The 24,375-nt window shown below is 53.3% G+C and carries 26 protein-coding genes and 2 tRNA genes; 21 read left to right on the top strand and 7 right to left on the bottom strand.

What is annotated here, in order from left to right; translation table 11 throughout:
• Positions 1–5 precede the first annotated feature (5 nt).
• Together kdsD and ACH0VJ_RS11525 are read right to left on the bottom strand one after the other, a co-directional pair.
• The gene (gene kdsD, locus ACH0VJ_RS11530; RefSeq protein WP_000018614.1) at positions 6–992 is read right to left on the bottom strand and encodes an arabinose-5-phosphate isomerase KdsD; all 987 of its coding nucleotides are present in this window, start codon (positions 990–992) and stop codon (positions 6–8) included.
• A gap of 13 nt (positions 993–1,005) precedes the next feature.
• Positions 1,006–1,983 (bottom strand): calcium/sodium antiporter, encoded by a 978-nt coding sequence (locus tag ACH0VJ_RS11525; protein ID WP_000922736.1) that lies wholly within the window; start codon positions 1,981–1,983, stop codon positions 1,006–1,008.
• 212 nt (positions 1,984–2,195) lie between these two features.
• On the opposite strand from ACH0VJ_RS11525, the gene mlaF reads away from it, so the two are divergent.
• The 7 genes from mlaF to murA all read left to right on the top strand — a co-directional run bounded on the left by mlaF (position 2,196) and on the right by murA (position 7,059).
• Positions 2,196–3,008, top strand: a complete 813-nt coding sequence (mlaF, locus tag ACH0VJ_RS11520; RefSeq protein ID WP_000531566.1) for a phospholipid ABC transporter ATP-binding protein MlaF — start codon at positions 2,196–2,198, stop codon at positions 3,006–3,008.
• A 7-nt stretch (positions 3,009–3,015) separates the two neighbouring features.
• Entirely contained in the window at positions 3,016–3,798 is a 783-nt protein-coding gene (gene mlaE, locus ACH0VJ_RS11515) for a lipid asymmetry maintenance ABC transporter permease subunit MlaE (RefSeq protein WP_000925786.1), read from the top strand.
• Between the two features lie 4 nt (positions 3,799–3,802).
• Complete coding sequence (mlaD, locus tag ACH0VJ_RS11510; RefSeq protein ID WP_001193592.1) at positions 3,803–4,354, top strand: outer membrane lipid asymmetry maintenance protein MlaD; 552 nt, start codon at positions 3,803–3,805, stop codon at positions 4,352–4,354.
• An 18-nt stretch (positions 4,355–4,372) separates the two neighbouring features.
• Positions 4,373–5,008 carry a phospholipid-binding protein MlaC gene (gene mlaC / locus ACH0VJ_RS11505; protein ID WP_000476475.1) on the top strand — a complete coding sequence of 212 codons (636 nt, stop codon included), beginning with the start codon at positions 4,373–4,375 and terminating at the stop codon, positions 5,006–5,008.
• Positions 5,008–5,304, top strand: coding sequence for a lipid asymmetry maintenance protein MlaB (gene mlaB / locus ACH0VJ_RS11500; RefSeq protein WP_000188843.1), 297 nt, complete (start codon positions 5,008–5,010; stop codon positions 5,302–5,304). Before mlaC ends, mlaB begins: the two co-directional genes overlap by 1 nt.
• Positions 5,305–5,491: 187 nt before the next feature.
• Entirely contained in the window at positions 5,492–5,746 is a 255-nt protein-coding gene (gene ibaG, locus ACH0VJ_RS11495; protein ID WP_001518349.1) for a BolA family iron metabolism protein IbaG, read from the top strand.
• A gap of 53 nt (positions 5,747–5,799) precedes the next feature.
• Positions 5,800–7,059, top strand: coding sequence for a UDP-N-acetylglucosamine 1-carboxyvinyltransferase (gene murA / locus ACH0VJ_RS11490; protein WP_000357288.1), 1,260 nt, complete (start codon positions 5,800–5,802; stop codon positions 7,057–7,059).
• Positions 7,060–7,117: 58 nt separating this feature from the next.
• Here murA and sfsB read toward each other — a convergent pair whose 3' ends face one another.
• Positions 7,118–7,405 carry a DNA-binding transcriptional regulator SfsB gene (gene sfsB, locus ACH0VJ_RS11485; RefSeq protein WP_000444167.1) on the bottom strand — a complete coding sequence of 96 codons (288 nt, stop codon included), beginning with the start codon at positions 7,403–7,405 and terminating at the stop codon, positions 7,118–7,120.
• Positions 7,406–7,636: 231 nt separating this feature from the next.
• The gene (ispB, locus tag ACH0VJ_RS11480) at positions 7,637–8,608 is read right to left on the bottom strand and encodes an octaprenyl diphosphate synthase (protein ID WP_001047354.1); all 972 of its coding nucleotides are present in this window, start codon (positions 8,606–8,608) and stop codon (positions 7,637–7,639) included.
• Positions 8,609–8,865: 257 nt separating this feature from the next.
• Here ispB and rplU point away from each other — a divergent pair, with 257 nt between their 5' ends.
• From rplU to cgtA, 4 genes are all read left to right on the top strand, one after another.
• The gene (gene rplU, locus ACH0VJ_RS11475; RefSeq protein WP_000271396.1) at positions 8,866–9,177 is read left to right on the top strand and encodes a 50S ribosomal protein L21; all 312 of its coding nucleotides are present in this window, start codon (positions 8,866–8,868) and stop codon (positions 9,175–9,177) included.
• Positions 9,178–9,196: 19 nt separating this feature from the next.
• Positions 9,197–9,454: a 50S ribosomal protein L27 gene (gene rpmA, locus ACH0VJ_RS11470; protein WP_000940593.1), complete on the top strand. Its 258-nt coding sequence runs from the start codon at positions 9,197–9,199 to the stop codon at positions 9,452–9,454.
• A gap of 129 nt (positions 9,455–9,583) precedes the next feature.
• The gene (locus ACH0VJ_RS11465; protein WP_000813054.1) at positions 9,584–10,549 is read left to right on the top strand and encodes a DMT family transporter; all 966 of its coding nucleotides are present in this window, start codon (positions 9,584–9,586) and stop codon (positions 10,547–10,549) included.
• A gap of 15 nt (positions 10,550–10,564) precedes the next feature.
• Positions 10,565–11,737, top strand: coding sequence for an Obg family GTPase CgtA (gene cgtA, locus ACH0VJ_RS11460; protein WP_000673556.1), 1,173 nt, complete (start codon positions 10,565–10,567; stop codon positions 11,735–11,737).
• A gap of 130 nt (positions 11,738–11,867) precedes the next feature.
• Here the strand turns inward: cgtA and dacB are convergent, their stop codons facing one another.
• Positions 11,868–13,301 (bottom strand): serine-type D-Ala-D-Ala carboxypeptidase, encoded by a 1,434-nt coding sequence (dacB, locus tag ACH0VJ_RS11455; protein ID WP_001212681.1) that lies wholly within the window; start codon positions 13,299–13,301, stop codon positions 11,868–11,870.
• A gap of 247 nt (positions 13,302–13,548) precedes the next feature.
• Between dacB and greA the strand changes: the two genes are divergently transcribed.
• The gene (greA, locus tag ACH0VJ_RS11450; RefSeq protein WP_001148008.1) at positions 13,549–14,025 is read left to right on the top strand and encodes a transcription elongation factor GreA; all 477 of its coding nucleotides are present in this window, start codon (positions 13,549–13,551) and stop codon (positions 14,023–14,025) included.
• A gap of 155 nt (positions 14,026–14,180) precedes the next feature.
• Here the strand turns inward: greA and yhbY are convergent, their stop codons facing one another.
• Positions 14,181–14,474, bottom strand: a complete 294-nt coding sequence (gene yhbY, locus ACH0VJ_RS11445; protein ID WP_001592995.1) for a ribosome assembly RNA-binding protein YhbY — start codon at positions 14,472–14,474, stop codon at positions 14,181–14,183.
• Positions 14,475–14,600: 126 nt separating this feature from the next.
• Between yhbY and rlmE the strand changes: the two genes are divergently transcribed.
• The 6 genes from rlmE (at position 14,601) to ACH0VJ_RS11415 (ending at position 20,203) form a co-directional block, all read left to right on the top strand.
• The gene (gene rlmE, locus ACH0VJ_RS11440; RefSeq protein WP_000145974.1) at positions 14,601–15,227 is read left to right on the top strand and encodes a 23S rRNA (uridine(2552)-2'-O)-methyltransferase RlmE; all 627 of its coding nucleotides are present in this window, start codon (positions 14,601–14,603) and stop codon (positions 15,225–15,227) included.
• Positions 15,228–15,330: 103 nt separating this feature from the next.
• Positions 15,331–17,265 carry an ATP-dependent zinc metalloprotease FtsH gene (gene ftsH / locus ACH0VJ_RS11435; RefSeq protein WP_001107480.1) on the top strand — a complete coding sequence of 645 codons (1,935 nt, stop codon included), beginning with the start codon at positions 15,331–15,333 and terminating at the stop codon, positions 17,263–17,265.
• A 104-nt stretch (positions 17,266–17,369) separates the two neighbouring features.
• Positions 17,370–18,218, top strand: coding sequence for a dihydropteroate synthase (folP, locus tag ACH0VJ_RS11430; RefSeq protein ID WP_000764711.1), 849 nt, complete (start codon positions 17,370–17,372; stop codon positions 18,216–18,218).
• Positions 18,211–19,548: a phosphoglucosamine mutase gene (gene glmM, locus ACH0VJ_RS11425; protein WP_000071169.1), complete on the top strand. Its 1,338-nt coding sequence runs from the start codon at positions 18,211–18,213 to the stop codon at positions 19,546–19,548. The genes folP and glmM overlap by 8 nt, the downstream gene beginning before the upstream one ends.
• A 222-nt stretch (positions 19,549–19,770) precedes the next feature.
• Positions 19,771–20,103 (top strand): preprotein translocase subunit SecG, encoded by a 333-nt coding sequence (secG, locus tag ACH0VJ_RS11420; protein ID WP_000272680.1) that lies wholly within the window; start codon positions 19,771–19,773, stop codon positions 20,101–20,103.
• 13 nt (positions 20,104–20,116) lie between these two features.
• Positions 20,117–20,203, top strand: a tRNA-Leu gene (locus ACH0VJ_RS11415).
• 197 nt (positions 20,204–20,400) lie between these two features.
• On the opposite strand, the gene argG is transcribed toward ACH0VJ_RS11415, so the two are convergent.
• Positions 20,401–21,744 carry an argininosuccinate synthase gene (gene argG / locus ACH0VJ_RS11410; RefSeq protein WP_000207652.1) on the bottom strand — a complete coding sequence of 448 codons (1,344 nt, stop codon included), beginning with the start codon at positions 21,742–21,744 and terminating at the stop codon, positions 20,401–20,403.
• 343 nt (positions 21,745–22,087) lie between these two features.
• Between argG and ACH0VJ_RS11405 the strand changes: the two genes are divergently transcribed.
• The 3 genes from ACH0VJ_RS11405 to nusA all read left to right on the top strand — a co-directional run bounded on the left by ACH0VJ_RS11405 (position 22,088) and on the right by nusA (position 24,354).
• Positions 22,088–22,164 (top strand) — tRNA-Met (locus ACH0VJ_RS11405).
• Positions 22,165–22,371: 207 nt separating this feature from the next.
• Positions 22,372–22,824 (top strand): ribosome maturation factor RimP, encoded by a 453-nt coding sequence (gene rimP, locus ACH0VJ_RS11400; RefSeq protein WP_000105461.1) that lies wholly within the window; start codon positions 22,372–22,374, stop codon positions 22,822–22,824.
• Between the two features lie 27 nt (positions 22,825–22,851).
• Entirely contained in the window at positions 22,852–24,354 is a 1,503-nt protein-coding gene (gene nusA, locus ACH0VJ_RS11395) for a transcription termination factor NusA (protein ID WP_001031038.1), read from the top strand.
• Positions 24,355–24,375: the final 21 nt, after the last annotated feature.

Here is a 24,375-nt window from a genome sequence, read left to right as displayed (position 1 = left end):
AGTTTCTACACGACGCCTGCACGCAGGAGATCATGCATATGTAACACACCGAGTAACTGGTCGCCATCAGCAACCAGTACGGAGGTGATATGGCGGGACTGCATTAAATTCAGCGCATCGACAGCGAGAATACCGGGACGCACGCGAATGCCCCCTGGCGTCATCACCTCGGCGATCCCCAACTGGCGCATATCGCCGCCCATATCGAACACGCGACGTAAATCGCCGTCGGTGAAGATACCGTCGATCTTCATGGATTCATCGCAAATGACGGTCATACCGAGATTTTTACGCGTAATTTCTAACAGCGCATCACGCAGGGTGGCATGTTTATTAACATGCGGGATCTCATCGCCAGTATGCATAATATCGCTTACGCGCAGCAGTAGCTTACGTCCCAGCGCGCCGCCAGGATGCGACAGAGCGAAATCCTCGGCGGTAAAGCCGCGCGCTTTTAACAACGCCACGGCGAGCGCGTCGCCCATCACCAGCGTTGCGGTGGTACTAGTGGTAGGCGCCAGGCCTAACGGACACGCTTCTTTGGGCACTTTAACACACAGATGCACATCTGCCGCACGCGCCATGCTGCTTTCCGGTCGCCCGGTAATGCAAATTAACGGTACGTGCAGCCGTTTAAGCACCGGTATTAGCGCCGCGATCTCGCTGGATTCGCCGGAGTTGGAGATAGCGATAACCACATCCTGCGGCGTAACCATCCCCAAATCGCCGTGCGCGGCTTCGCCTGGATGTACAAAAAAGGAAGAGGTGCCGGTACTGGCGAACGTGGCGGCCATTTTCCGTCCGATATGACCGGATTTTCCCATTCCCATGACCACCACTTTTCCGGTGCAGTTGAATATTTTTTCACAGGCCAGCGTGAAATGCTGGTTGATATATTGATCAAGCTCCGCCAGGCCTTCACGTTCAATTTCCAGGACCTCTTTGCCTGCCTGCTGAAAGTCAAACCCCGGTTGCAACGCTAAATGCGACATAATCCGTTTCCAGTTATCCAACAAGAAGTGGCGATAGCCAATAGAGCATCGCCAGCCATACGATAAACCCGCCGGTCAGCAGTATACCTGCGCCCCGACCAATCTGGCGCGGATGCCGCCAGCAAAGTAAAGCGAAAACCACGCTAACCAGCAACATCACGCTATAATCTCGCCCAAACGCCAGCGGGTTGATCTCCCCCGGCGCGATCAGCGCAGGCAGTCCCAGCACGATGGCGAGATTAAAAATATTGGCGCCAATGAGATTACCAACGGCAATATCATTTTCGCCTTTTCGCACGCCGGCAATCGCCGTCGCCAGCTCTGGCAGACTGGTGCCGACAGCGATGACTGTCAGACCGAGCGTTAATTCACTCATGGCGAAATAGTTCGCCAGCACCGTAGCGTTATCGATTACCATGCGCGTCGCCATCGGCATGATGACCAGCGCAATGCCCAGCCATAAGAACGCGACGGGGAGCCCGCCTTCGCGCGGCAGCTCCGCCAGTTGTTCGCGGGTGAGGCTGTCATTCCCCTGGCGTTCGGCCAGACGCGCGATTTTAACAATGAATAACAGCCATAGCACAGCCAGAAGCAGGAGAAAGATACCATCACTGCGACTTAACTGTCCGTCATGCAGTACGGAACCGGCTACCACGCTAACAAATAACATTAATGGCAATTCGCGACGTAGAACATCGGAATGCACGGTAAATGGACGAACTAGCGCCGCCAGCCCTAAGATCAGCAAAATATTGGTGATGTTAGAACCGAGCGCCGCGCCGACGGCCAAATCGAGCTGACCGTGTAGCGATGCGGCGGCCGACACAATAATTTCCGGCAGCGAGGTGCCGATACTCACGACCGTCATCCCGATGATCAGCGGGGGAATACCGAATGTACGGCATAAAATAGAGGCCGCAAACACCAGACGATCGGCGCCGTAGGCCACCAGAAGCAAACCAATTATGAGTAGCGCCATCGCTAAAAGCATCTAAAGTCCTTTCTTCAGGTATACTCGCCGGTCCCCTGGAAGGGATATCTGGAAGCCGTAACGAAGTCCTAATTTTGACTTTATGCGGCTAAAAAGTAAAACGAATGCCAGCTTTCGCTAACCCTGTCAGTTAATATTCTGTAATTATGTCGAACCCATGGTTAAATTCAGCGCCATGGTTACCTCAACAAGGCAATACGAAGGATGAATCAATGGGTCAGTCTGCGGCCAATTTAGTCGATATGCGCGACGTCAGCTTTTCCCGTGGCGAACGCTGCATTTTCGATAATATTTCCCTGACGGTGCCGCGCGGGAAGATCACGGCGATCATGGGGCCGTCGGGCATCGGTAAAACCACGCTGTTGCGCCTGATTGGCGGACAGATCCCGCCGGATAAGGGCGAGATCTTATTTGATGGCGAGAATGTGCCGGCCATGTCCCGTTCGCGGCTCTACACCGTCCGCAAACGTATGAGTATGCTGTTTCAGTCGGGAGCACTGTTTACCGACATGAACGTGTTTGACAATGTGGCCTATCCGCTACGGGAGCACACCAATTTACCCGCGCCGCTGCTAAAAAGCGTCGTGATGATGAAACTGGAAGCTGTCGGGCTGCGCGGCGCGGCAAAACTGATGCCTTCCGAGCTCTCCGGTGGGATGGCGCGCCGCGCCGCGTTGGCGCGCGCCATCGCTCTGGAACCGGATCTCATCATGTTCGATGAGCCGTTTGTCGGCCAGGACCCGATTACCATGGGCGTTCTGGTGAAGTTGATTTCAGAATTGAACAGCGCGCTGGGCGTGACCTGCGTGGTGGTCTCGCATGATGTGCCAGAGGTGCTCAGTATTGCGGATCACGCCTGGATCATGGCGGACAAAAAAATCGTCGCTCACGGTAGCGCTCAGGCGTTGCAGGAGAATACGGACCCGCGCGTGCGTCAGTTCCTTGACGGTATTGCCGACGGGCCGGTTCCGTTCCGCTATCCGGCGGGCGACTATCACCTTGATTTACTCGAAACAGGGAGTTAAGCCACTCATGCTGTTAAATGCGCTGGCAGCACTCGGACACAGCGGGATCAAAACCGTCAGGACGTTCGGGCGCGCCGGGTTAATGTTATTCAATGCGATTATCGGTAAGCCGGAGTTTCGCAAACATGCGCCGCTGCTGGTGCGCCAGCTTTATAATGTGGGCGTCTTGTCGATGCTTATCATTATTGTCTCCGGCGTATTCATCGGTATGGTGCTGGGGCTGCAAGGCTATCTGGTTCTGACCACTTACAGCGCGGAGACCAGTCTTGGCATGTTAGTGGCGCTTTCGCTGCTGCGCGAGCTGGGGCCGGTGGTCGCGGCGTTGCTGTTTGCCGGGCGGGCCGGGTCGGCGTTGACGGCGGAAATCGGCCTGATGCGGGCGACGGAGCAGCTCTCCAGTATGGAGATGATGGCGGTCGATCCATTGCGCCGGGTGATTTCGCCGCGCTTTTGGGCGGGCGTGATTTCATTGCCGCTACTGACCATTATCTTTGTGGCGGTCGGTATCTGGGGCGGCTCGCTGGTCGGCGTAAGCTGGAAGGGAATCGACGCCGGGTTCTTCTGGTCCGCGATGCAGAATGCCGTCGACTGGCGTATGGACCTGGTGAACTGTCTGATAAAGAGCGTGGTGTTCGCCATTACGGTAACATGGATTGCGTTATTCAACGGTTATGACGCAATACCGACTTCTGCCGGGATTAGCCGGGCAACGACGCGTACCGTGGTTCACGCATCGTTGGCCGTTCTGGGGCTGGATTTTGTGCTGACCGCACTGATGTTTGGGAATTGAGTTCATGCAAACGAAAAAAAATGAAATTTGGGTAGGCGTTTTTTTGCTGGTAGCGTTGCTGGCGGCGCTGTTTGTTTGCCTGAAGGCGGCAAATGTGACCTCTATGCGCACGGAGCCGACCTATAAGGTTTATGCGACCTTCGATAACATCGGCGGTCTGAAAGTGCGTTCCCCGGTACGCATCGGCGGGGTGGTTGTCGGGCGGGTTGAAGATATCTCGCTTGATCCGAAAACATACCTGCCGCGCGTAACGCTCGACATCGAAGAGCGTTATAACCATATTCCCGATACCAGCTCGTTGAGTATTCGAACTTCCGGACTGCTGGGGGAGCAATATCTGGCATTAAACGTCGGTTTTGAAGATCCTGAGCTGGGAACGTCTATCCTCAAAGATGGGAGTACGATTCAGGACACCAAGTCTGCAATGGTGCTGGAAGATATGATTGGTCAGTTCCTTTATAACAGCAAAGGCGACGACAATAAGAATTCTGGCGATACGCCAGCCGCAACGGAAGGCCATACTGAAGCCACAACGCCCGCGGGCGAAACGAAATAATCTCAGGAGAATTGAGGCATGTTTAAACGACTGATGATGGTGGCCCTGCTGGTCATTGCGCCATTAAGCGCAGCAACGGCAGCGGATCAGAGCAATCCTTATAAACTGATGAACGAGGCGGCGCAGAAAACGTTTGATCGCCTGAAAAACGAACAGCCGAAAATTCGTGCCAATCCGGATTACCTGCGCGACGTTGTTGATCAGGAACTTCTGCCGTACGTGCAGGTAAAATATGCCGGCGCGCTGGTGTTGGGCCGCTATTACAAAGAGGCGACTCCGGCGCAGCGTGAAGCCTATTTTGCCGCGTTTCGCGAATACCTGAAACAGGCCTACGGTCAGGCGCTGGCGATGTACCACGGTCAGACTTACCAGATAGCGCCTGAGCAACCGCTGGGCGATGCGACCATTGTGCCTATCCGTGTAACGATTATCGATCCTAACGGTCGTCCGCCGGTACGCCTGGATTTCCAGTGGCGCAAAAACACCCAGACCGGCAACTGGCAGGCGTATGACATGATTGCGGAAGGCGTCAGCATGATCACCACCAAGCAAAATGAGTGGAGCGACCTGCTGCGTACTAAAGGCATCGACGGCCTGACCGCACAACTGAAATCTATCTCTCAACAGAAAATTACTTTGGACGAGAAACAGTAATGACGCCGCAACTCACCTGGACGCGTGAGGCGGACACTCTGGTGCTGGCGGGAGAGCTGGATCAGGACGTGTTGGCGCCGCTATGGGACGCGCGCGTAGAAGCGATGAATGGCGTTACCCGTATCGACCTGAGCCAGATCTCCAGGGTAGATACGGGGGGACTGGCGCTGCTGGCGCACCTTGTGAACCAGGCAAAAAAGCAGGGCAATGCCGTGTCGCTATCTGGCGTTAACGACAAGGTTTACGCGCTGGCGCAATTATATAACTTGCCCGAAGACGTACTTCCCCGTATGTAATGAATGCCGGATGGTTTATCCGGCCTACACTTCGCATGATCCCCGTAGGCCGGATAAGTTGCGTTAGCAGCACCATCCGGCACTTTTACCGCGCTGATTTATCAGCGTAATCTTTTGCTTATTTAAGACGGCGCGACTTTGCTCTAAGATGTTGGGCTGTTTTCACTATTTGACGAATAAAGAACCCATGGAAAATCATGAAATTCAGAGTGTGCTGATGAATGCCCTCTCCCTCCAGGAAGTCCACGTCTCCGGCGATGGCAGTCACTTTCAGGTTATTGCCGTGGGCGAGATGTTTGACGGCATGAGCCGGGTCAAGAAACAGCAAACGGTCTATGGGCCGCTAATGGAGTACATTGCGGACAACCGTATCCATGCCGTATCGATCAAAGCATATACCCCGGCAGAATGGGCGCGCGATCGTAAACTTAACGGATTTTAAGCTACGGGTAACCTGCCGGTAGCGGAGATGAATGCTTAACTGAGAATACAATAATGGATAAATTTCGTGTACAGGGGCCAACGACGCTCCAGGGCGAAGTCACAATTTCCGGCGCCAAAAACGCCGCGCTGCCGATCCTGTTCGCCGCTCTGCTGGCAGAAGAACCGGTAGAGATCCAAAACGTTCCAAAACTGAAAGACGTGGATACGTCGATGAAGCTTCTGAGCCAATTAGGCGCGAAAGTGGAACGCAATGGATCGGTACATATTGACGCCAGCCAGGTGAACGTGTTCTGCGCGCCTTATGATCTGGTTAAGACCATGCGCGCCTCGATATGGGCGCTGGGGCCGCTGGTTGCCCGTTTTGGTCAGGGACAAGTCTCTCTGCCGGGGGGCTGTACTATCGGCGCGCGTCCGGTTGATCTGCATATTACCGGTCTGGAACAACTGGGTGCGACCATCAAGCTGGAAGAGGGCTACGTAAAGGCCTCCGTAGAAGGGCGTCTTAAAGGGGCGCATATCGTGATGGATAAGGTCAGCGTCGGCGCGACCGTCACCATTATGTGCGCCGCCACGCTGGCGGAAGGGACGACCATCATTGAAAACGCCGCGCGCGAGCCGGAAATTGTCGACACCGCTAACTTCCTGGTTACGCTGGGGGCGAAGATCGCCGGGCAGGGCACCGATCGTATTACGATCGAGGGCGTAGAGCGTCTGGGCGGCGGCGTTTATCGTGTGCTGCCGGATCGCATCGAAACGGGGACTTTCCTGGTGGCGGCAGCGATCTCTCGCGGCAAAATCCTCTGCCGTAACGCGCAACCGGACACTCTGGACGCGGTACTGGCGAAACTGCGCGATGCTGGCGCGGATATCGAAGTGGGCGAGGACTGGATTAGTCTGGACATGCACGGCAAACGACCGAAGGCGGTCAATGTCCGTACCGCGCCGCACCCGGCATTCCCGACCGATATGCAGGCGCAGTTCACGTTGCTGAACCTGGTGGCGGAAGGGACGGGCTTTATCACTGAAACCGTCTTTGAAAACCGTTTTATGCACGTGCCTGAACTCAGTCGCATGGGCGCGCGTGCGGAAATTGAAAGCAATACCGTCATATGCCATGGCGTAGAAACGCTCTCTGGCGCCCAGGTCATGGCGACAGATCTGCGGGCATCTGCGAGCCTGGTGCTGGCGGGCTGTATTGCGGAAGGCACGACGATTGTGGATCGCATTTATCACATCGATCGCGGTTATGAGCGCATCGAAGACAAACTGCGCGCGCTAGGCGCGAATATTGAACGCGTGAAAGGCGAATAACCTTCTGTACGCTGAATAACCCCCGCGAACGCGATTGCGGGGGTTGTTTTACAGGCACTTACTCTACATTCTGTTTGTCTTTATTACGCGCTCTCATAAGCCGCGTTCTGTCGATAAACTCATGCGTGCGCGGATCGTGATAACGCGATGGCCAAATAACCCAGGGTTCCGTTCCCAATGCTTTCGCGATAATCAACTCTCCTTTCGGCCACGGGCGCGTTAATGCATTGGCCAGCGTGGATGAACTCAATCCATTCCGACGTGACTCAGCGGCCATTGAAGTCCCTTTTTTACGTAGTCCGGCAATGATATCGGCCGGATGCCAGTCAATAAGCTTGCTTTCCATACATCCATCACTCCTTAGGTTAATCACTTACGGTTTTAACAACCCGACGACGTTCGATACTATAACGCTTCGTGAAGGAATGTTCTAAAAAGTTCATGTAAGTGGCGGCAATATTCAGAATATGCCAGGGGAAATCCTGGATGAGTATGTGAAAAACAGGCGATAGGGTATCTGGAGTTTATTAGAACTTAATGGGATATCCCGCGCAGTACGCGGGATAAGAGAACGGCATTAACGATCGCGCTGCACCGCGATGTGTGCGAGACCGATTAGCGCCTCACGCCATGGAGTATCCGGCAATATCTGCAACGCGGATATCGCTTTGTCGGCTTCTTCTTCCGCTCGCTGACGCGTCCATTCCAGCGAGCCGCAGGTGGTCATCGCTTCCAGAACCGGTTCCAGAAGATGACGGCCATTACCTTGTTCAATAGCGGTACGGATCATCGCTGACTGTTCTGGCGTACCGTGGCGCATGGCGTGAAGCAACGGTAAGGTAGGTTTGCCCTCATTGAGGTCATCACCCACATTTTTACCGAGATGCTCGCCGTCGGCACTGTAATCCAGCAGATCGTCAATGAGCTGGAAAGCCGTACCAAGGTAGCGGCCATAGTCCTGCAACCCTTTCTCTTGCTCAGGCGTACAACCGGCAAGAATACCGGAGCACTGGGCGGCGGCTTCGAACAGACGCGCCGTTTTACTGTAAATCACCCGCATGTAATTTTCTTCGGTAATGTCCGGGTCATTCACGTTCATCAATTGCAGCACTTCGCCTTCTGCAATCACGTTGACCGCTTCCGACATCACTTCCAGCACTTTTAACGAGCCGAGGCTGGTCATCATCTGGAAGGCGCGGGTATAGATAAAGTCGCCGACCAACACGCTGGCGGCATTACCGAAAGCGGCATTTGCCGTCGCTTTGCCGCGACGCATATCGGATTCATCCACCACATCATCATGTAGCAGCGTCGCCGTGTGGATAAACTCGATCAGAGCGGCGATAGTCACGTGCGCGTTACCCTGATAACCCACCGCACGCGCGGCAAGAACGGCAATCATCGGACGAATGCGTTTTCCGCCGCCGCTAATAATGTAATATCCTAGCTGATTAATCAGTTGAACGTCGGAATTAAGCTGTTCAAGGATTGTCGCATTGACACCCGCCATATCTTGCGCGGTTAACTCGTTGATTTTTTCTAAATTCATCGCAAAAGCCGGGCTTATCGCCCCGATTATCCCATGTCTGAATGAGGTAACGTAGGGTTTATGGTTAGAAATATACCCTGATTGTACTGAAAAAACGCCGCAGATAAACGTTACCGTATGCGTTGTGTTTTTTTTCTTCATGTATTGATGGTAGCACTTGTCAAAGCCGTGCAATTTGCGTAATATTCGCGCCCTATTGTGAATATTTATAGCGCGCTCTGAATCATTGAAAGGTGTGCGCGGAAGCGGAGTTTTTTATGTACGCGGTTTTCCAAAGTGGTGGTAAACAACACCGAGTAAGCGAAGGTCAGACCGTTCGCCTGGAAAAGCTGGACATCGCAACTGGCGAAACTATCGAGTTCGCTGAAGTTCTGATGATCGCAAACGGTGAAGAAGTCAAAATCGGCGTTCCTTTCGTTGATGGCGGCGTAATCAAAGCTGAAGTTGTTGCCCACGGTCGTGGCGAGAAAGTTAAAATCGTTAAGTTTCGTCGCCGTAAACACTACCGTAAGCAGCAGGGCCATCGTCAGTGGTTCACTGATGTGAAAATTACCGGCATCAGCGCTTAAGATTAGGGGAGCAGATTAAATGGCACATAAAAAGGCTGGCGGCTCGACTCGTAACGGTCGCGATTCTGAAGCTAAACGTCTGGGCGTAAAACGCTTTGGCGGTGAAGCAGTTCTGGCAGGCAGCATCATCGTTCGTCAACGTGGTACTAAATTCCACGCTGGCACCAACGTTGGTTGCGGTCGTGACCACACTCTGTTTGCTAAAGCAGACGGTAAAGTGAAATTCGAAGTTAAAGGCCCGAAAAACCGTAAATACATCAGCATCGTTGCTGAGTAAGTTTTTTGTGGTCCGGTAACGGATGAAAGCCCCGCACCTGTTGCGGGGCTTTTTACATTCGATGGCCGACTAAAATATACCCGTGTGGCTGTGCGAATGCCGTTAACGGGTCTTTGCAGGGAACACGGCATGAAGCAGCAGGCAGGCATTGGCATTCTTTTAGCGCTCACTACCGCGATGTGCTGGGGAGCGTTGCCAATAGCAATGAAGCAAGTGCTGGAGGTGATGGAGCCTTCAACCATTGTCTTCTACCGCTTCTTAATGGCCAGTATTGGCCTCGGGGCGATACTGGCAGTAAAAAGAAAGCTGCCGCCGCTGCGTGTTTTTCGTAAGCCGCGCTGGTTGGTGTTATTGGCGATAGCGACCTGCGGACTGTTCGGTAATTTCATTTTGTTCAGTTCTTCCCTGCAATATTTAAGCCCAACCGCGTCGCAGGTTATCGGCCAGCTCTCGCCGGTTGGCATGATGGTCGCCAGCGTCTTTATTCTGAAAGAAAAGATGCGCGGTACGCAGGTGATTGGCGCGCTGATGTTATTGAGCGGGCTGGTGATGTTTTTTAACACCAGTCTGATCGAGATTTTTACCCGACTGACCGACTACACCTGGGGCGTTATTTTTGGCGTAGGCGCGGCGATGGTGTGGGTGAGCTATGGCGTGGCGCAAAAAGTATTATTGCGACGTCTGGCCTCGCAGCAGATCCTGTTTTTACTGTACACTTTATGTACGATAGCGCTCTTGCCGCTGGCAAAACCGATGGTGATAGCGCAACTGAGCGACTGGCAGCTCGCCTGTTTGATTTTCTGCGGGCTAAATACGCTGGTAGGATATGGCGCCCTGGCGGAAGCGATGGCGCGTTGGCAGGCGGCGCAGGTGAGCGCGATAATCACGCTTACACCGCTATTTACCCTGCTGTTTTCAGATCTTTTATCTATGGCCTGGCCCGATTTCTTCGCCAGACCGATGTTAAACCTTTTAGGTTATCTCGGTGCGTTTGTCGTGGTTGCGGGCGCGATGTATTCCGCCATTGGTCATCGTATTTGGGGCGGTTTACGCAAGCATGAAACGGTGGTTTCGCAACCCCGCTCAGGCGAATGATTTACGGAGAATAAAATGAAGTTTGTTGATGAAGCATCGATTCTGGTCGTTGCAGGCGATGGCGGTAATGGCTGTGTGAGCTTCCGCCGCGAAAAATATATCCCGAAAGGCGGCCCGGACGGCGGTGATGGCGGCGACGGCGGCGACGTCTGGATGGAAGCCGATGAAAACCTGAATACGCTGATCGATTACCGCTTTGAGAAATCGTTCCGCGCTGAACGTGGTCAGAATGGCGCGAGCCGCGACTGTACCGGTAAACGCGGTAAAGACGTGACCATCAAAGTGCCGGTCGGTACGCGCGTTATCGACCAGGGAACCGGTGAAACGATGGGCGACATGACCAAACACGGTCAGCGTCTGTTGGTCGCGAAGGGCGGCTGGCATGGGTTAGGCAATACCCGTTTTAAATCCTCGGTTAACCGTACGCCGCGCCAGAAAACCAATGGTACGCCGGGCGATAAGCGCGACCTGCTGCTGGAACTGATGCTGCTGGCGGATGTCGGGATGCTGGGGATGCCAAACGCCGGTAAATCAACGTTCATTCGCGCGGTATCGGCAGCAAAACCGAAAGTCGCGGACTATCCGTTTACCACGCTGGTGCCGAGCCTCGGCGTGGTACGTATGGACAGCGAAAAGAGTTTTGTGGTGGCCGATATTCCGGGGTTGATCGAAGGCGCGGCGGAAGGCGCGGGCCTGGGGATTCGCTTCCTGAAGCACCTCGAACGTTGCCGCGTACTGCTGCACCTCATTGATATCGATCCGATCGATGGTTCCGATCCGGTGGAAAACGCCCGTATCATTATTGGCGAACTGGAAAAATACAGCCAGGATCTGGCGGCTAAACCGCGCTGGTTAGTGTTCAACAAGATCGATCTGATGGATAAAACCGAAGCGGAAGAGAAAGCGAAAGCGATCGCCGAAGCGTTGGGCTGGGAAGGGAAATACTATCTGATTTCCGCCGCCAGTCAGCTAGGGGTGAAAGATCTCTGCTGGGATGTGATGACCTTTATCATCGAGAATCCGATTGCGCAGGCTGAAGAAGCAAAACAGCCGGAAAAAGTCGAGTTCATGTGGGACGATTATCATCGCCAGCAGTTGGCTGAAGTGGAAGAAGATGCAGACGATGACTGGGATGACGACTGGGATGAAGACGACGAAGAAGGCGTCGAGTTCATCTACAAACGTTAATCTCGTAGCCGGATGGCGCTAACGCTTATCCGGCCTATAAAAGCCAACGGGCCGCATTTGCGGCCCGTTTTATTATGTTCGTTGTAGGCCGGATAAGACGCGTTAGCGCCGCCATCCGGCAATAATGCACTCAGTTAGTCTGATAAATATCCTTATACAACCGACTCTCGAAGCGTACCAGCGGGATTCGGCGATTACGCTGATCGGCAGGTGGAACCGCGTAGCCGGACAAATACTGTACAAATGCCATCCGTTGCCCGCTTGCGGTGGTAATAAAGCCCGCCAGATTATACACGCCCTGCAGTGACCCGGTTTTCGCTGAAACCTTACCGTCTACGCCCGCCTGATGCAGCCCGGCGCGGTATTGTAATGAACCATCATAGCCCGCCAGCGGCAGCATAGAGATAAAGTTCAGCTCGTTATCATGTTGGGCGATATATTGCAGCACCTGCATCATCGTGGCGGGAGCGATCAGATTATGGCGAGAAAGACCGGAACCGTCGGCAATAATGGTATTGCCGATATCAATTCCCGCCTGTTGGCGCAGAATCTGGCGAACGGCATCCGATCCCGCCCGCCAGGTGCCAGGCACGTTAAACCTGACATGACCAATCATCCGAAAAACAGTATCGGCGATCATGTTGTCTGACTTTTTCAGCATAATCTTAAGCAGATCGTGCAGTGGCGCCGACTGTTTACTGGCGACGATCGTTCCGGGCTCGTTAACCTGCGTCTGGCGCAGCAGCGTGCCGCGGTAAGTTATCCCGGCCTCTTTCAGTTCCTGCTTGAGGATCGCGCCCGCGTAGCTGGCGCCGTCCTGAATAGCAAAGGCCAGCGGCAGCGGGTCGGCGCGCTGTGGTAAACAGCCGGTAAGCGTATAACGGTTCAAATCGCCAGGCACAACATCCAGCTCGCAATACTGCGCGTCTGCCGAACCGCGCGGTAGAGTCCGTACCTGGCTGAACATCGTTACCGGATAATAAGAGGCCACGCGAATAAAGGCTAAATCGTTTGGTTTTTGCGCGCTATAAAGCGACACAGAAAAACAGTTGCGGTCAACAATGGCGGCGGCGGGAGGCGCGCTGAAACACTGCGTCAGGTCGTTCCACGGCCAGCCTGGCGCTTTATCGTGGCTGGCGAAAATCGACGTGTCGATAAGCACATTGCCGTCGATTTGCGTGACGCCGGACTTTTTCAGCGTCGCGACCATATTGCGAATATCCTGACGTTTTAGCGTTGGATCGCCACCGAAGCGCGCAATTACGTCACCTTTCAGGATGCCGTTATCGACGTTGCCTTTAGTCTCCAGCGTGGTCGTAAAACGGAAATCCGGGCCGAGTTGAATCAGCGCCGCCAGCGCGGTAATCACCTTTTGGGTACTGGCGGGAAGCGCCATCTGCTGACTATGATAATCAATAGCCGGCGCGGGCGCGCCAATCTTTTGCACCATCAGCGCGAGGTTGGCGCCGGCCGGAAGCTGTTTGATGTATTCGTCAATATTCGCGGCCTGAACGCTGAACGCTATACTGGTGGTCAATCCGATGATAAATCTGGAAAATCGCATAATCTCGCGCTAACACCCTGGAAACAAGCCGTCATACTACGGCGCAACGCCCTAAAAAGTAAACGATGACCCATAGGGAACTCCAGGGTAAAATGGTTATCAAAGAGGAAATTGTAGCTGACCTGGGACTGCGCGCCCGGGTTGGTGTTTTTTTGCTTCTGACCCTGGTATGGCATATGCCGGGGCTGGCTTAGCAGCCGGGGTAGAGTTCATTGCCCCCTACAGGAATGTTCAAGAGGTATAACAAATGCAAGCTATTCCGATGACCTTACGCGGAGCCGAAAAACTGCGCGAAGAGCTGGATTTTCTGAAATCTGTGCGCCGTCCTGAAATCATCGCCGCTATCGCCGAAGCGCGCGAACATGGCGATTTAAAAGAAAACGCGGAGTATCATGCTGCACGCGAACAGCAGGGTTTCTGCGAAGGGCGCATTAAAGATATCGAAGCAAAACTGTCGAATGCGCAGGTGATTGATGTCACTAAAATGCCGAACAATGGTCGCGTGATTTTCGGTGCTACCGTCACGGTGCTGAACCTGGACACCGACGAAGAGCAGACCTACCGCATTGTTGGCGATGATGAGGCGGATTTTAAGCAAAATCTCATTTCGGTAAACTCGCCAATCGCTCGCGGTCTGATCGGCAAAGAGCAGGATGACGTCGTGGTGATCAAAACGCCTGGCGGCGATGTGGAATACGAAGTGCTTAAAGTGGAATACCTTTAAGCAGTACTCAATACGCAAATTGTTGGTGTATTGTAAAGAAAGGAAAAAGGCCGCATAGCGGCCTTTTATCAACGGAGAGAGCGTGGCATTTTGCTCTCCTGCTCGTGGAAAACCCCTCGTTTTACACAGATTTTGTGTTCGACTTTAGGATATCCTTAACGCGGCAGCGAGATTTTACGCTCTTTAGTTGGGCGATACAGCACCAGCGTTTTACCGATGACCTGTACGTTACAGGCGCCGGTTTCGCGCACGATAGCGTCCACGATCAAGGTTTTTGTTTCGCGATCTTCCGAGGCGATTTTCACCTTGATAAGTTCATGGTGCTCTAACGCTTGTTCAATCTCGGCCAGTACCCCTTCGGTCAAACCATTATTGCCAAGCATAACAACAGGCTTGAGCGGATGTGCCAGACCTTTTAGGTGCTGTTTTTGTTTAGTACTCAGATTCATCGTATATTTTTGCTTACGTTGGGATTGAAAACGGGTCATTCTACCGCCATCTCCCTTATATCGCCAAATAGGCGTGTAGAAATTTACGCCATTGGCTACGATGAACTGCCCCGACGGGAAAGTTAAATGACAGGTAAAAAGCGTTCTGCCAGCTCAAGCCGCTGGCTTCAGGAACACTTTAGCGATAAATATGTTCAACAGGCGCAGAAAAAGGGGCTACGCTCCCGTGCCTGGTTTAAACTTGATGAAATACAGCAAAGTGACAAACTTTTTAAGCCGGGAATGACGGTAGTCGATCTCGGCGCTGCGCCAGGAGGCTGGTCACAGTATGTGGTCACGCAGATTGGCGGCAAAGGCCGCATCATCGCTTGTGATCTTTTACCTATGGATCCTATCGTTGGTGTGGACTTTCTTCAGGGCGATTTTCGTGATGAACTTGTCATGAAAGCGTTACTGGAACGCGTGGGTGACAGTAAAGTACAAGTTGTCATGTCGGATATGGCACCAAACATGAGCGGAACACCGGCGGTGGATATCCCCCGCGCCATGTATCTGGTGGAGCTGGCGTTAGAGATGTGCCGCGATGTGCTGGCGCCAGGCGGAAGTTTTGTAGTGAAGGTGTTCCAGGGCGAAGGTTTCGATGAGTATCTAAGGGAAATTCGCTCCCTGTTTACGAAGGTTAAAGTTCGTAAGCCGGACTCTTCGCGTGCGCGTTCGCGTGAAGTGTACATTGTAGCGACCGGGCGAAAGTGATAACCGGCAGATTTCAGACGTAAGGTTTGAAAGAAACTGGATATAGAGTATCCTGACGCTGTTTTTAACACAGTTGTAATAAGAGGTTAATCCCTTGAGTGACATGGCGAAAAACCTAATACTCTGGCTGGTCATTGCCGTTGTGCTGATGTCAGTATTCCAGAGCTTTGGGCCCAGCGAGTCTAATGGCCGTAAGGTGGATTACTCTACCTTCCTGCAAGAGGTCAATCAGGACCAGGTTCGCGAAGCGCGTATCAACGGACGTGAGATCAACGTTACCAAGAAAGATAGTAACCGTTACACGACTTACATTCCGATTAATGATCCGAAGCTGCTTGATAACCTGCTGACTAAAAACGTCAAGGTTGTTGGCGAACCACCTGAAGAGCCAAGCCTGCTGGCTTCTATCTTCATTTCCTGGTTCCCGATGCTGTTGCTGATCGGCGTCTGGATCTTCTTCATGCGTCAGATGCAGGGCGGCGGTGGCAAAGGCGCCATGTCGTTCGGTAAGAGCAAGGCGCGTATGCTGACGGAAGATCAGATCAAAACCACGTTTGCTGACGTCGCGGGTTGTGACGAAGCGAAAGAAGAAGTGGCGGAACTGGTTGAATACCTGCGTGAACCGAGCCGTTTCCAGAAGCTGGGCGGTAAAATTCCGAAAGGCGTCCTGATGGTCGGCCCGCCGGGTACCGGTAAAACCCTGCTGGCAAAAGCCATTGCGGGTGAAGCGAAGGTGCCGTTCTTTACGATTTCCGGTTCTGACTTTGTGGAAATGTTCGTCGGTGTCGGCGCGTCTCGTGTGCGTGACATGTTCGAACAGGCCAAGAAAGCGGCGCCGTGCATTATCTTCATCGATGAAATCGACGCCGTAGGCCGCCAGCGTGGCGCAGGTCTGGGCGGCGGTCACGATGAACGTGAGCAGACGTTGAACCAGATGCTGGTTGAGATGGACGGCTTCGAAGGTAACGAAGGTATCATCGTTATCGCTGCAACTAACCGTCCGGACGTCCTTGATCCGGCGTTGCTGCGTCCAGGCCGTTTTGACCGTCAGGTGGTGGTAGGCTTGCCGGATGTTCGCGGTCGTGAGCAGATTCTGAAGGTGCATATGCGTCGCGTACCGTTAGCGACGGATATTGATGCGGCGATCATTGCGCGCGGTACGCCTGGCTTCTCCGGTGCTGACCTCGCGAACCTGGTCAACGAAGCGGCGCTGTTTGCCGCACGCGGCAACAAACGCGTTGTGTCGATGGTTGAGTTCGAGAAAGCGAAAGACAAAATCATGATGGGCGCCGAACGTCGCTCCATGGTGATGACGGAAGCGCAGAAAGAGTCGACCGCGTACCACGAAGCGGGCCACGCGATTATCGGTCGCCTGGTGCCGGAACACGATCCGGTGCACAAAGTGACGATTATCCCGCGCGGTCGTGCGCTGGGCGTGACCTTCTTCCTGCCTGAAGGCGACGCGATCAGCGCCAGCCGTCAGAAACTGGAAAGCCAGATCTCCACCCTGTACGGCGGTCGTCTGGCGGAAGAGATCATCTACGGTGCCGAACATGTTTCTACCGGGGCGTCGAACGATATTAAAGTCGCGACTAACCTGGCGCGTAACATGGTGACTCAGTGGGGCTTCTCCGACAAACTTGGTCCGCTGCTGTATGCGGAAGAAGAGGGCGAAGTGTTCCTCGGCCGTAGCGTCGCAAAAGCGAAACATATGTCTGATGAAACTGCGCGTATCATCGACCAGGAAGTGAAAGCGCTGATTGAACGTAACTACAATCGCGCTCGTCAGATCCTGACTGACAATATGGATATTCTGCACGCGATGAAAGATGCGTTGATGAAATATGAAACCATCGATGCGCCGCAGATTGATGACCTGATGGCGCGTCGTGAAGTGCGTCCGCCTGCGGGCTGGGAAGATCCAAACGGCACCAATAACTCTGACAGCAATGGTACGCCTCAGGCGCCGCGTCCGGTTGATGAACCACGCACGCCGAACCCGGGCAACACGATGTCAGAGCAGCTGGGCGACAAATAAACGTTTGTTGTGCAACATTATGTTTAGCGCTCACCGAAACCCTGGGGCTTGCCCCGGGGTTTTTCTTTTTTTAACTCACCACAAATAAAACAGGGATTTTGACCATGAAACTCTTCGCTCAGGGCGCCACGCTCGATCTCACTCATCCGCATGTTATGGGTATCCTGAACGTAACGCCGGATTCGTTCTCCGACGGCGGCGCGCATAACACGCTGATTGAGGCGGTGAAACATGCGAATTTAATGGTGAATGCCGGGGCGACAATTATTGATGTGGGGGGGGAATCAACGCGACCAGGCGCGGCAGAAGTGAGCGTGGAAGAAGAGCTGGATCGCGTTATTCCGGTACTGGAAGCAATCGCGCAACGTTTTGAAGTGTGGATTTCTGTGGATACCTCTAAACCCGAGGTGATCCGTGAAGCGGCAAGGGCGGGCGCGCATATTATCAATGATGTCCGTTCACTCTCCGAACCCGGCGCGTTGGAAGCGGCAGCGGAAACCGGCTTGCCGGTCAGTCTTATGCACATGCAGGGCAACCCCAAAACCATGCAGGAGGCGCCGAAATATGACGATGTCTTTGCCGAGGTGAATCGCTACTTTATTGAGCAAATAGCACGTTGTGAGAAGGCCGGCATCGCAAAAGAGAAATTGTTGCTCGACCCAGGATTCGGTTTCGGTAAAAATCTCTCTCACAATTATACCTTACTGGCGCGACTGGGTGAGTTTCATCATTTTAACCTGCCGCTGTTGGTGGGCATGTCACGTAAAACGATGGTTGGTCAGCTACTTAACGTGGGACCATCAGACCGTCTGAACGGCAGCCTTGCGTGCGCGGTAATTGCCGCGATGCAGGGCGCGCAGATCATTCGCGTCCATGACGTCAAAGAAACCGTAGAGGCAATGCGGGTGGTGGAAGCCACTCTGTCTGCAAAGGGAAACAAACGCTATGAGTAATCGTAAATATTTCGGTACCGATGGGATTCGCGGACGTGTAGGCAATGCCCCCATTACACCTGATTTCGTGCTTAAACTGGGTTGGGCTGCCGGAAAAGTGCTGGCGCGTCATGGCTCGCGTAAAATCATTATCGGTAAAGATACGCGTATTTCCGGCTATATGCTGGAGTCCGCGCTGGAGGCGGGCCTTGCCGCTGCGGGACTGTCGGCCTCGTTTACCGGACCTATGCCAACGCCAGCCGTCGCCTATCTGACGCGGACTTTCCGCGCGGAGGCGGGTATCGTTATCTCGGCTTCGCATAACCCGTTCTATGATAACGGCATTAAATTCTTCTCTATCGACGGTACGAAACTGCCTGACGATGTGGAAGAAGCCATCGAAGCCGAAATGGAAAAAGAGATCACCTGCGTAGACTCCGCCGAGCTGGGGAAAGCGAGCCGCATCGTCGATGCCGCCGGACGCTATATTGAGTTCTGTAAAGGCACCTTCCCGAACGAACTGAGCCTCAATGGCCTGAAAGTGGTTGTGGATTGCGCCAACGGCGCTACCTACCATATCGCGCCGAATGTGCTGCGCGAGCTGGGCGCGACCGTTATCGCCATCGGCTGTGAGCCAAACGGCGTCAACATTAACGAAGAAGTGGGCGCGACCGACGTGCGCGCGTTGCAGGCGCGCGTGTTGGCGGAGAAGGCGGACCTCGGCATCGCGCTTGACGGCGACGGCGACCGGGTCATCATGGTTGACCATGAAGGCAATAAAGTCGATGGCGATCAGATCATGTATATCATCGCGCGCGAAGGGCTGCGCCAGGGGCAACTGCGCGGCGGCGCGGTGGGGACGCTGATGAGCAATATGGGGCTGGAGCTGGCGCTCAAGCAGCTTGGCATTCCGTTTGCCCGGGCGAAAGTGGGCGACCGCTACGTGCTGGAAAAATTGCAGGAAAAAGGCTGGCGCATCGGCGCGGAAAACTCTGGTCACGTTATTCTGTTGGATAAAACGACCACTGGCGACGGTATTGTAGCGGGGCTACAAGTTCTGGCGGCGATGGTGCGTAATCATATGAGTCTGCACGATCTGTGCAGCGGTATGAAAATGTTCCCGCAGATTCTGGTTAACGTGCGTTACACCGCCGGTAGCGGCGATCCGCTGGAAAATGAAGCGGTGAAAGCGGTAACGGCGGACGTAGAAGCCACGCTCGGCAATCGTGGGCGGGTACTGCTACGTAAATCCGGTACCGAACCGCTGATTCGCGTGATGGTTGAAGGCGAGGATGAAGCGCAGGTTACGGCATTCGCCCATCGTATCGCGGATGCGGTAAAAGCCGTTTAAGCGTTTAAGTGACTAAAAAGGCGGCGGTTGCCGCCTTACGGCCCGCAAAAAACAACGCTTTTGCTGTTTTTTTCCGCAGTTGATACAATGCGCTTAAATTGCCCTTGCGAAGGTCATTCGCTTTGGTTAGTATTCACACCCGCTTCAGTGGGAAACAGTAAAAATCCCGCTTTATTGGTAGAAGCATTGGTACGCGGCAACTCCGCAAGGAACAGGTTGATTATGTACGAAGCTCTTTTAGTTGTTTTCCTTATTGTGGCAATTGGCCTTGTAGGTCTGATCATGCTGCAGCAAGGTAAAGGCGCTGATATGGGAGCCTCCTTCGGAGCAGGCGCTTCCGCTACGCTATTTGGTTCAAGTGGTTCTGGTAACTTCATGACCCGAATGACGGCGGTATTGGCGACGCTGTTCTTCATCATCAGTCTGGTGTTGGGTAATATCAATAGCAACAAAACCAATAAAGGAAGCGAGTGGGAAAATCTGAGCGCGCCGGCGAAGACCGAGCAGACTCAACCTGCTGCACCGGCCCAGCCGACCAGCGATATCCCGCGCTAATAGCAGTATCCGTGCCGAGGTGGTGGAATTGGTAGACACGCTACCTTGAGGTGGTAGTGCCCAATAGGGCTTACGGGTTCAAGTCCCGTCCTCGGTACCAATATCCCAGAAAAGAGACGCTGAAAAGCGTCTTTTTTTTCGTCTGTTATTTGTGGTTGTCTGTAGGTCGGATAAGGCGTTTACGCCGTCATCCGACATTATTACAACCCATGATGGCGCTACGTTTATCAGGCCTACAGACACCTTATATTCCGCGCATAAAAAAGGCCGCTTTCGCGGCCTTAAAATGATAAATGTTTACTTCGCTTTGTTTTCCAGATTCTCAACCTGCGGCAGACCGGTCGCGGAAGAGGCGGTTAACAGACCCGCTTTCGCGTAGCCGAACAGTTTCTCGCGGGTATCGGTAATGTCCAGATTACGCATGGTCAACTGGCCAATACGATCGTCCGGTGAGAATACGGACTCGCCTTTCTCCATGGTCAGACGCTCAGCCTTATAGGTCAGGTTGTCTGACACGGTGTTCAGGATGGAGTAGTCGTTGCCGCGACGCAGCTCCAACGTCACTTCACCGCTAATCTGGCTGGCGACCCAACGTTGCAGGCCGTCACGCAGCATCAGCGCCTGCGAGTCGAACCAGCGGCCCTGATACAGCAGTTTGCCCAACTGACGACCATGAGAGTGATATTGCTCAATGGTGTCTTCGTTGTGAATACCGGTCAACAGACGCTCGTAAGCGATGTGCAGCAGTGCCATTCCGGGGGCTTCATAAATACCGCGGCTTTTTGCTTCAATGATGCGGTTTTCAATTTGGTCGCTCATACCCAGGCCGTGACGGCCGCCGATGCGGTTCGCTTCCAGCATCATCTCAACATCATCGCTGAAGGTTTTACCGTTCAGGGCAACAGGGTGACCCTGCTCGAAGCGGACGGTCACAACTTCTGCCGGGATCTTCACGCTCTCGTCCCAGAACTTCACGCCCATAATCGGGTTGACGATCTTGACGCTGGAGTTAAGAAACTCCAGATCTTTCGCTTCATGCGTGGCGCCGAGCATGTTGGAGTCGGTGGAGTAGGCTTTTTCGACTGACATCTTATAGTCGAAACCGCAGGCAATCATAAATTCAGACATCTCATGGCGACCACCCAGCTCATCGATAAAGTCGGTATCCAGCCACGGTTTGTAAATCTGTAATTCAGCATTCGTCAGCAGGCCGTAACGATAGAAACGTTCAATATCGTTGCCTTTATAGGTACTGCCGTCGCCCCAGATATTCACGCCGTCTTCTTTCATCGCGGCGACCAGCATCGTGCCGGTTACGGCACGGCCCAGCGGCGTGGTATTGAAATAGGTCAGTCCGCCAGTCGTATTATGGAAAGCGCCGCACTGAATCGCTGCGATCCCTTCTGCAACCAACTGCTTGCGGCAATCAATCAGGCGAGCATTCTCTGCGCCATACTCCATTGCGCGACGAGGAATGGCGTCATAGTCATCCTCATCCGGTTGTCCCAGATTCGCAGTATAGGCATATGGGACAGCTCCTTTTTGTCGCATCCACAGCAGCGCGGCGCTGGTGTCCAGACCGCCGGAAAAAGCGATACCAATACGTTGACCTGCTGGAAGATGCTTAAGAATCGTCGTCATAGAATAGAACCCTGCTTGATTGACTGATAATGAGATCGGTTTCTGCTTTAGTGCATTTTTATGCAAAATAAATGAGTTTTCATTTAATCATCTTTTAGCAGAGACAGGAAGCGTTTAGTGAAGGTTTACTGAAATAACGTTGTGAAATGCATGTATAAGCCGGAGAGGTGGGATGAGTATAACGAAGAGTGATATTCATTCATCTGCATATTGGGAATAGGGTTGACATAACTCATGCCTGGTCACTATACTGTGCGCAGATTTTACGTCCCGTCCTCGGTACCAAATCCCAGCAGTATTTGCAAATTTTGCCCAAAACGAGTAGAATTTGCCACGTTTCAGGCGCGGGGTGGAGCAGCCTGGTAGCTCGTCGGGCTCATAACCCGAAGGTCGTCGGTTCAAATCCGGCCCCCGCAACCACTTTCCCTTAGAGTTCTTTTTCAAATATACTGTGAAGATTATGTCCTTCGTAGCTGGATTTGAAAAAAATTCTTTCGGAAGGTACACCAGACCGCCGTTGCGGTTATAGGGTTCAGTTATCTAAAGCCCCGATTTATCGGGGTTTTTTGTTATCTGACTACAGAATAACTGGGCTTTAGGCCCTTTTTTTATGTCTTGGGGGTGGGCTTGTCCACATTAGAGCAAAAATTAACAGAGATGATTACAGCGCCAGTTGAAGCCTTAGGCTACGAGCTGGTCGGCATCGAATTTATTCGCGGTCGCACATCCACACTGCGCATCTATATTGATAGTGAAGATGGCATCAATGTTGATGATTGTGCTGATGTGAGCCACCAGGTAAGCGCGGTGCTGGACGTTGAAGATCCTATCTCCGTGGCTTACAACCTTGAAGTCTCGTCACCGGGTCTCGACCGTCCTATGTTCACTGCCGATCATTATGCGCGTTTCCAGGGTGAAGAAGTTGCGCTGGTTCTTCGCATGGCGGTACAGAACCGTCGCAAGTGGCAGGGCATTATCAAAGCGGTGGACGGTGAAATGATTACCGTCACAGTCGAAGGCAAAGATGAAGTGTTCGCGCTGAGTAATATCCAGAAGGCGAACCTGGTTCCCCACTTTTAACAGTCTGGATGAGGTGAAAAGCCCGCGATGAACAAAGAAATTTTGGCTGTTGTTGAAGCCGTCTCCAACGAAAAAGCGCTGCCACGCGAGAAAATTTTTGAAGCGCTGGAAAGTGCGCTGGCGACAGCAACAAAGAAAAAATATGAGCAGGAGATCGATGTTCGTGTAGAAATCGATCGTAAAAGCGGTGATTTTGATACTTTCCGCCGTTGGTTGATCGTTGAAGAAGTGACCATGCCGACGAAGGAAATTACGCTGGAAGCGGCGCGTTTTGAAGACGAAAGCCTGAATGTCGGCGACTATGTTGAAGATCAGATTGAATCTGTCACCTTTGACCGTATCACCACGCAGACTGCGAAACAGGTTATCGTACAGAAGGTCCGTGAAGCTGAACGGGCGATGGTTGTCGATCAGTTCCGCGACCAGGAAGGCGAAATCGTCACTGGCGTGGTGAAGAAAGTGAACCGCGACAATATCTCTCTGGAAATTAAATCCGAAGGGATGGCCGGTAACGCTGAAGCGGTGATTCTGCGTGAAGATATGCTGCCGCGTGAAAACTTCCGTCCGGGCGACCGTATCCGCGGCGTGCTGTATGCTGTTCGACCGGAAGCGCGTGGCGCGCAGCTGTTTGTCACCCGTTCCAAGCCGGAAATGCTGATCGAACTGTTCCGCATCGAAGTGCCGGAAATCGGCGAAGAAGTGATTGAAATTAAAGCGGCGGCTCGCGATCCGGGTTCTCGTGCGAAAATCGCAGTGAAAACCAACGATAAACGTATCGATCCGGTCGGCGCTTGCGTGGGGATGCGCGGCGCGCGCGTTCAGGCGGTCTCTACCGAACTGGGCGGTGAGCGTATCGATATCGTGCTGTGGGATGATAACCCGGCGCAGTTCGTCATTAATGCGATGGCGCCGGCAGACGTCGCGTCTATCGTGGTGGACGAAGATAAACATACCATGGATATCGCCGTTGAAGCCGGTAATCTGGCGCAGGCGATCGGACGTAATGGTCAGAACGTCCGCCTGGCTTCGCAATTGAGCGGCTGGGAACTCAACGTAATGACCGTTGATGACTTGCAGGCTAAACATCAGGCTGAAGCACATGCCGCTATCGAGATCTTTACTAAATATCTTGATATTGATGAAGAGTTCGCGACCGTTCTGGTAGAAGAAGGTTTCTCCACGCTCGAAGAACTGGCCTATGTGCCAATGAAAGAACTGCTGGAAATTGACGGCCTTGATGAGCCGACCGTTGAAGCACTGCGCGAGCGTGCTAAAAACGCACTGGCCACTCTGGCGCAGGACCAGGAAGCAAGCCTCGGTGATAACAAACCGGCTGACGATCTGCTGAATCTGGAAGGATTAGATCGCGATATGGCTTTCAAACTGGCGGCTCGTGGTGTTTGTACGCTGGAAGATCTCGCCGACCAGGGCATTGATGATCTGGCTGATATCGAAGGGTTGACCGACGAAAAAGCCGGTGAGCTGATTATGGCTGCCCGTAATATTTGCTGGTTCGGCGACGAAGCGTAATAAACTGTAGCAGGAAGGAAC

Origin of the sequence: Salmonella sp. 2020_1459 (genome assembly GCF_043847915.1) — a bacterium.
Classification (GTDB): domain Bacteria; phylum Pseudomonadota; class Gammaproteobacteria; order Enterobacterales; family Enterobacteriaceae; genus Salmonella; species Salmonella enterica.
This window is presented reverse-complemented; position numbering and strand designations above follow the sequence as displayed.

Excerpts from the sequence above, each read along its gene's own strand:
- dacB (WP_001212681.1), bottom strand. The coding sequence starts at position 13,301 with ATGCGATTTTCCAGATTTATCATCGGATTGACCACCAGTATAGCGTTC.
- mlaD (WP_001193592.1), top strand. The coding sequence starts at position 3,803 with ATGCAAACGAAAAAAAATGAAATTTGGGTAGGCGTTTTTTTGCTGGTA.
- secG (WP_000272680.1), top strand. The coding sequence starts at position 19,771 with ATGTACGAAGCTCTTTTAGTTGTTTTCCTTATTGTGGCAATTGGCCTT.
- argG (WP_000207652.1), bottom strand. The coding sequence starts at position 21,744 with ATGACGACGATTCTTAAGCATCTTCCAGCAGGTCAACGTATTGGTATC.
- ACH0VJ_RS11525 (WP_000922736.1), bottom strand. The coding sequence starts at position 1,983 with ATGCTTTTAGCGATGGCGCTACTCATAATTGGTTTGCTTCTGGTGGCC.
- ftsH (WP_001107480.1), top strand. The coding sequence starts at position 15,331 with ATGGCGAAAAACCTAATACTCTGGCTGGTCATTGCCGTTGTGCTGATG.
- sfsB (WP_000444167.1), bottom strand. The coding sequence starts at position 7,405 with ATGGAAAGCAAGCTTATTGACTGGCATCCGGCCGATATCATTGCCGGA.
- folP (WP_000764711.1), top strand. The coding sequence starts at position 17,370 with ATGAAACTCTTCGCTCAGGGCGCCACGCTCGATCTCACTCATCCGCAT.
- rpmA (WP_000940593.1), top strand. The coding sequence starts at position 9,197 with ATGGCACATAAAAAGGCTGGCGGCTCGACTCGTAACGGTCGCGATTCT.
- rplU (WP_000271396.1), top strand. The coding sequence starts at position 8,866 with ATGTACGCGGTTTTCCAAAGTGGTGGTAAACAACACCGAGTAAGCGAA.
- mlaC (WP_000476475.1), top strand. The coding sequence starts at position 4,373 with ATGTTTAAACGACTGATGATGGTGGCCCTGCTGGTCATTGCGCCATTA.
- greA (WP_001148008.1), top strand. The coding sequence starts at position 13,549 with ATGCAAGCTATTCCGATGACCTTACGCGGAGCCGAAAAACTGCGCGAA.
- ispB (WP_001047354.1), bottom strand. The coding sequence starts at position 8,608 with ATGAATTTAGAAAAAATCAACGAGTTAACCGCGCAAGATATGGCGGGT.
- mlaB (WP_000188843.1), top strand. The coding sequence starts at position 5,008 with ATGACGCCGCAACTCACCTGGACGCGTGAGGCGGACACTCTGGTGCTG.
- mlaF (WP_000531566.1), top strand. The coding sequence starts at position 2,196 with ATGGGTCAGTCTGCGGCCAATTTAGTCGATATGCGCGACGTCAGCTTT.
- ACH0VJ_RS11465 (WP_000813054.1), top strand. The coding sequence starts at position 9,584 with ATGAAGCAGCAGGCAGGCATTGGCATTCTTTTAGCGCTCACTACCGCG.
- rlmE (WP_000145974.1), top strand. The coding sequence starts at position 14,601 with ATGACAGGTAAAAAGCGTTCTGCCAGCTCAAGCCGCTGGCTTCAGGAA.
- cgtA (WP_000673556.1), top strand. The coding sequence starts at position 10,565 with ATGAAGTTTGTTGATGAAGCATCGATTCTGGTCGTTGCAGGCGATGGC.
- glmM (WP_000071169.1), top strand. The coding sequence starts at position 18,211 with ATGAGTAATCGTAAATATTTCGGTACCGATGGGATTCGCGGACGTGTA.
- nusA (WP_001031038.1), top strand. The coding sequence starts at position 22,852 with ATGAACAAAGAAATTTTGGCTGTTGTTGAAGCCGTCTCCAACGAAAAA.
- murA (WP_000357288.1), top strand. The coding sequence starts at position 5,800 with ATGGATAAATTTCGTGTACAGGGGCCAACGACGCTCCAGGGCGAAGTC.
- mlaE (WP_000925786.1), top strand. The coding sequence starts at position 3,016 with ATGCTGTTAAATGCGCTGGCAGCACTCGGACACAGCGGGATCAAAACC.
- ibaG (WP_001518349.1), top strand. The coding sequence starts at position 5,492 with ATGGAAAATCATGAAATTCAGAGTGTGCTGATGAATGCCCTCTCCCTC.
- kdsD (WP_000018614.1), bottom strand. The coding sequence starts at position 992 with ATGTCGCATTTAGCGTTGCAACCGGGGTTTGACTTTCAGCAGGCAGGC.
- yhbY (WP_001592995.1), bottom strand. The coding sequence starts at position 14,474 with ATGAATCTGAGTACTAAACAAAAACAGCACCTAAAAGGTCTGGCACAT.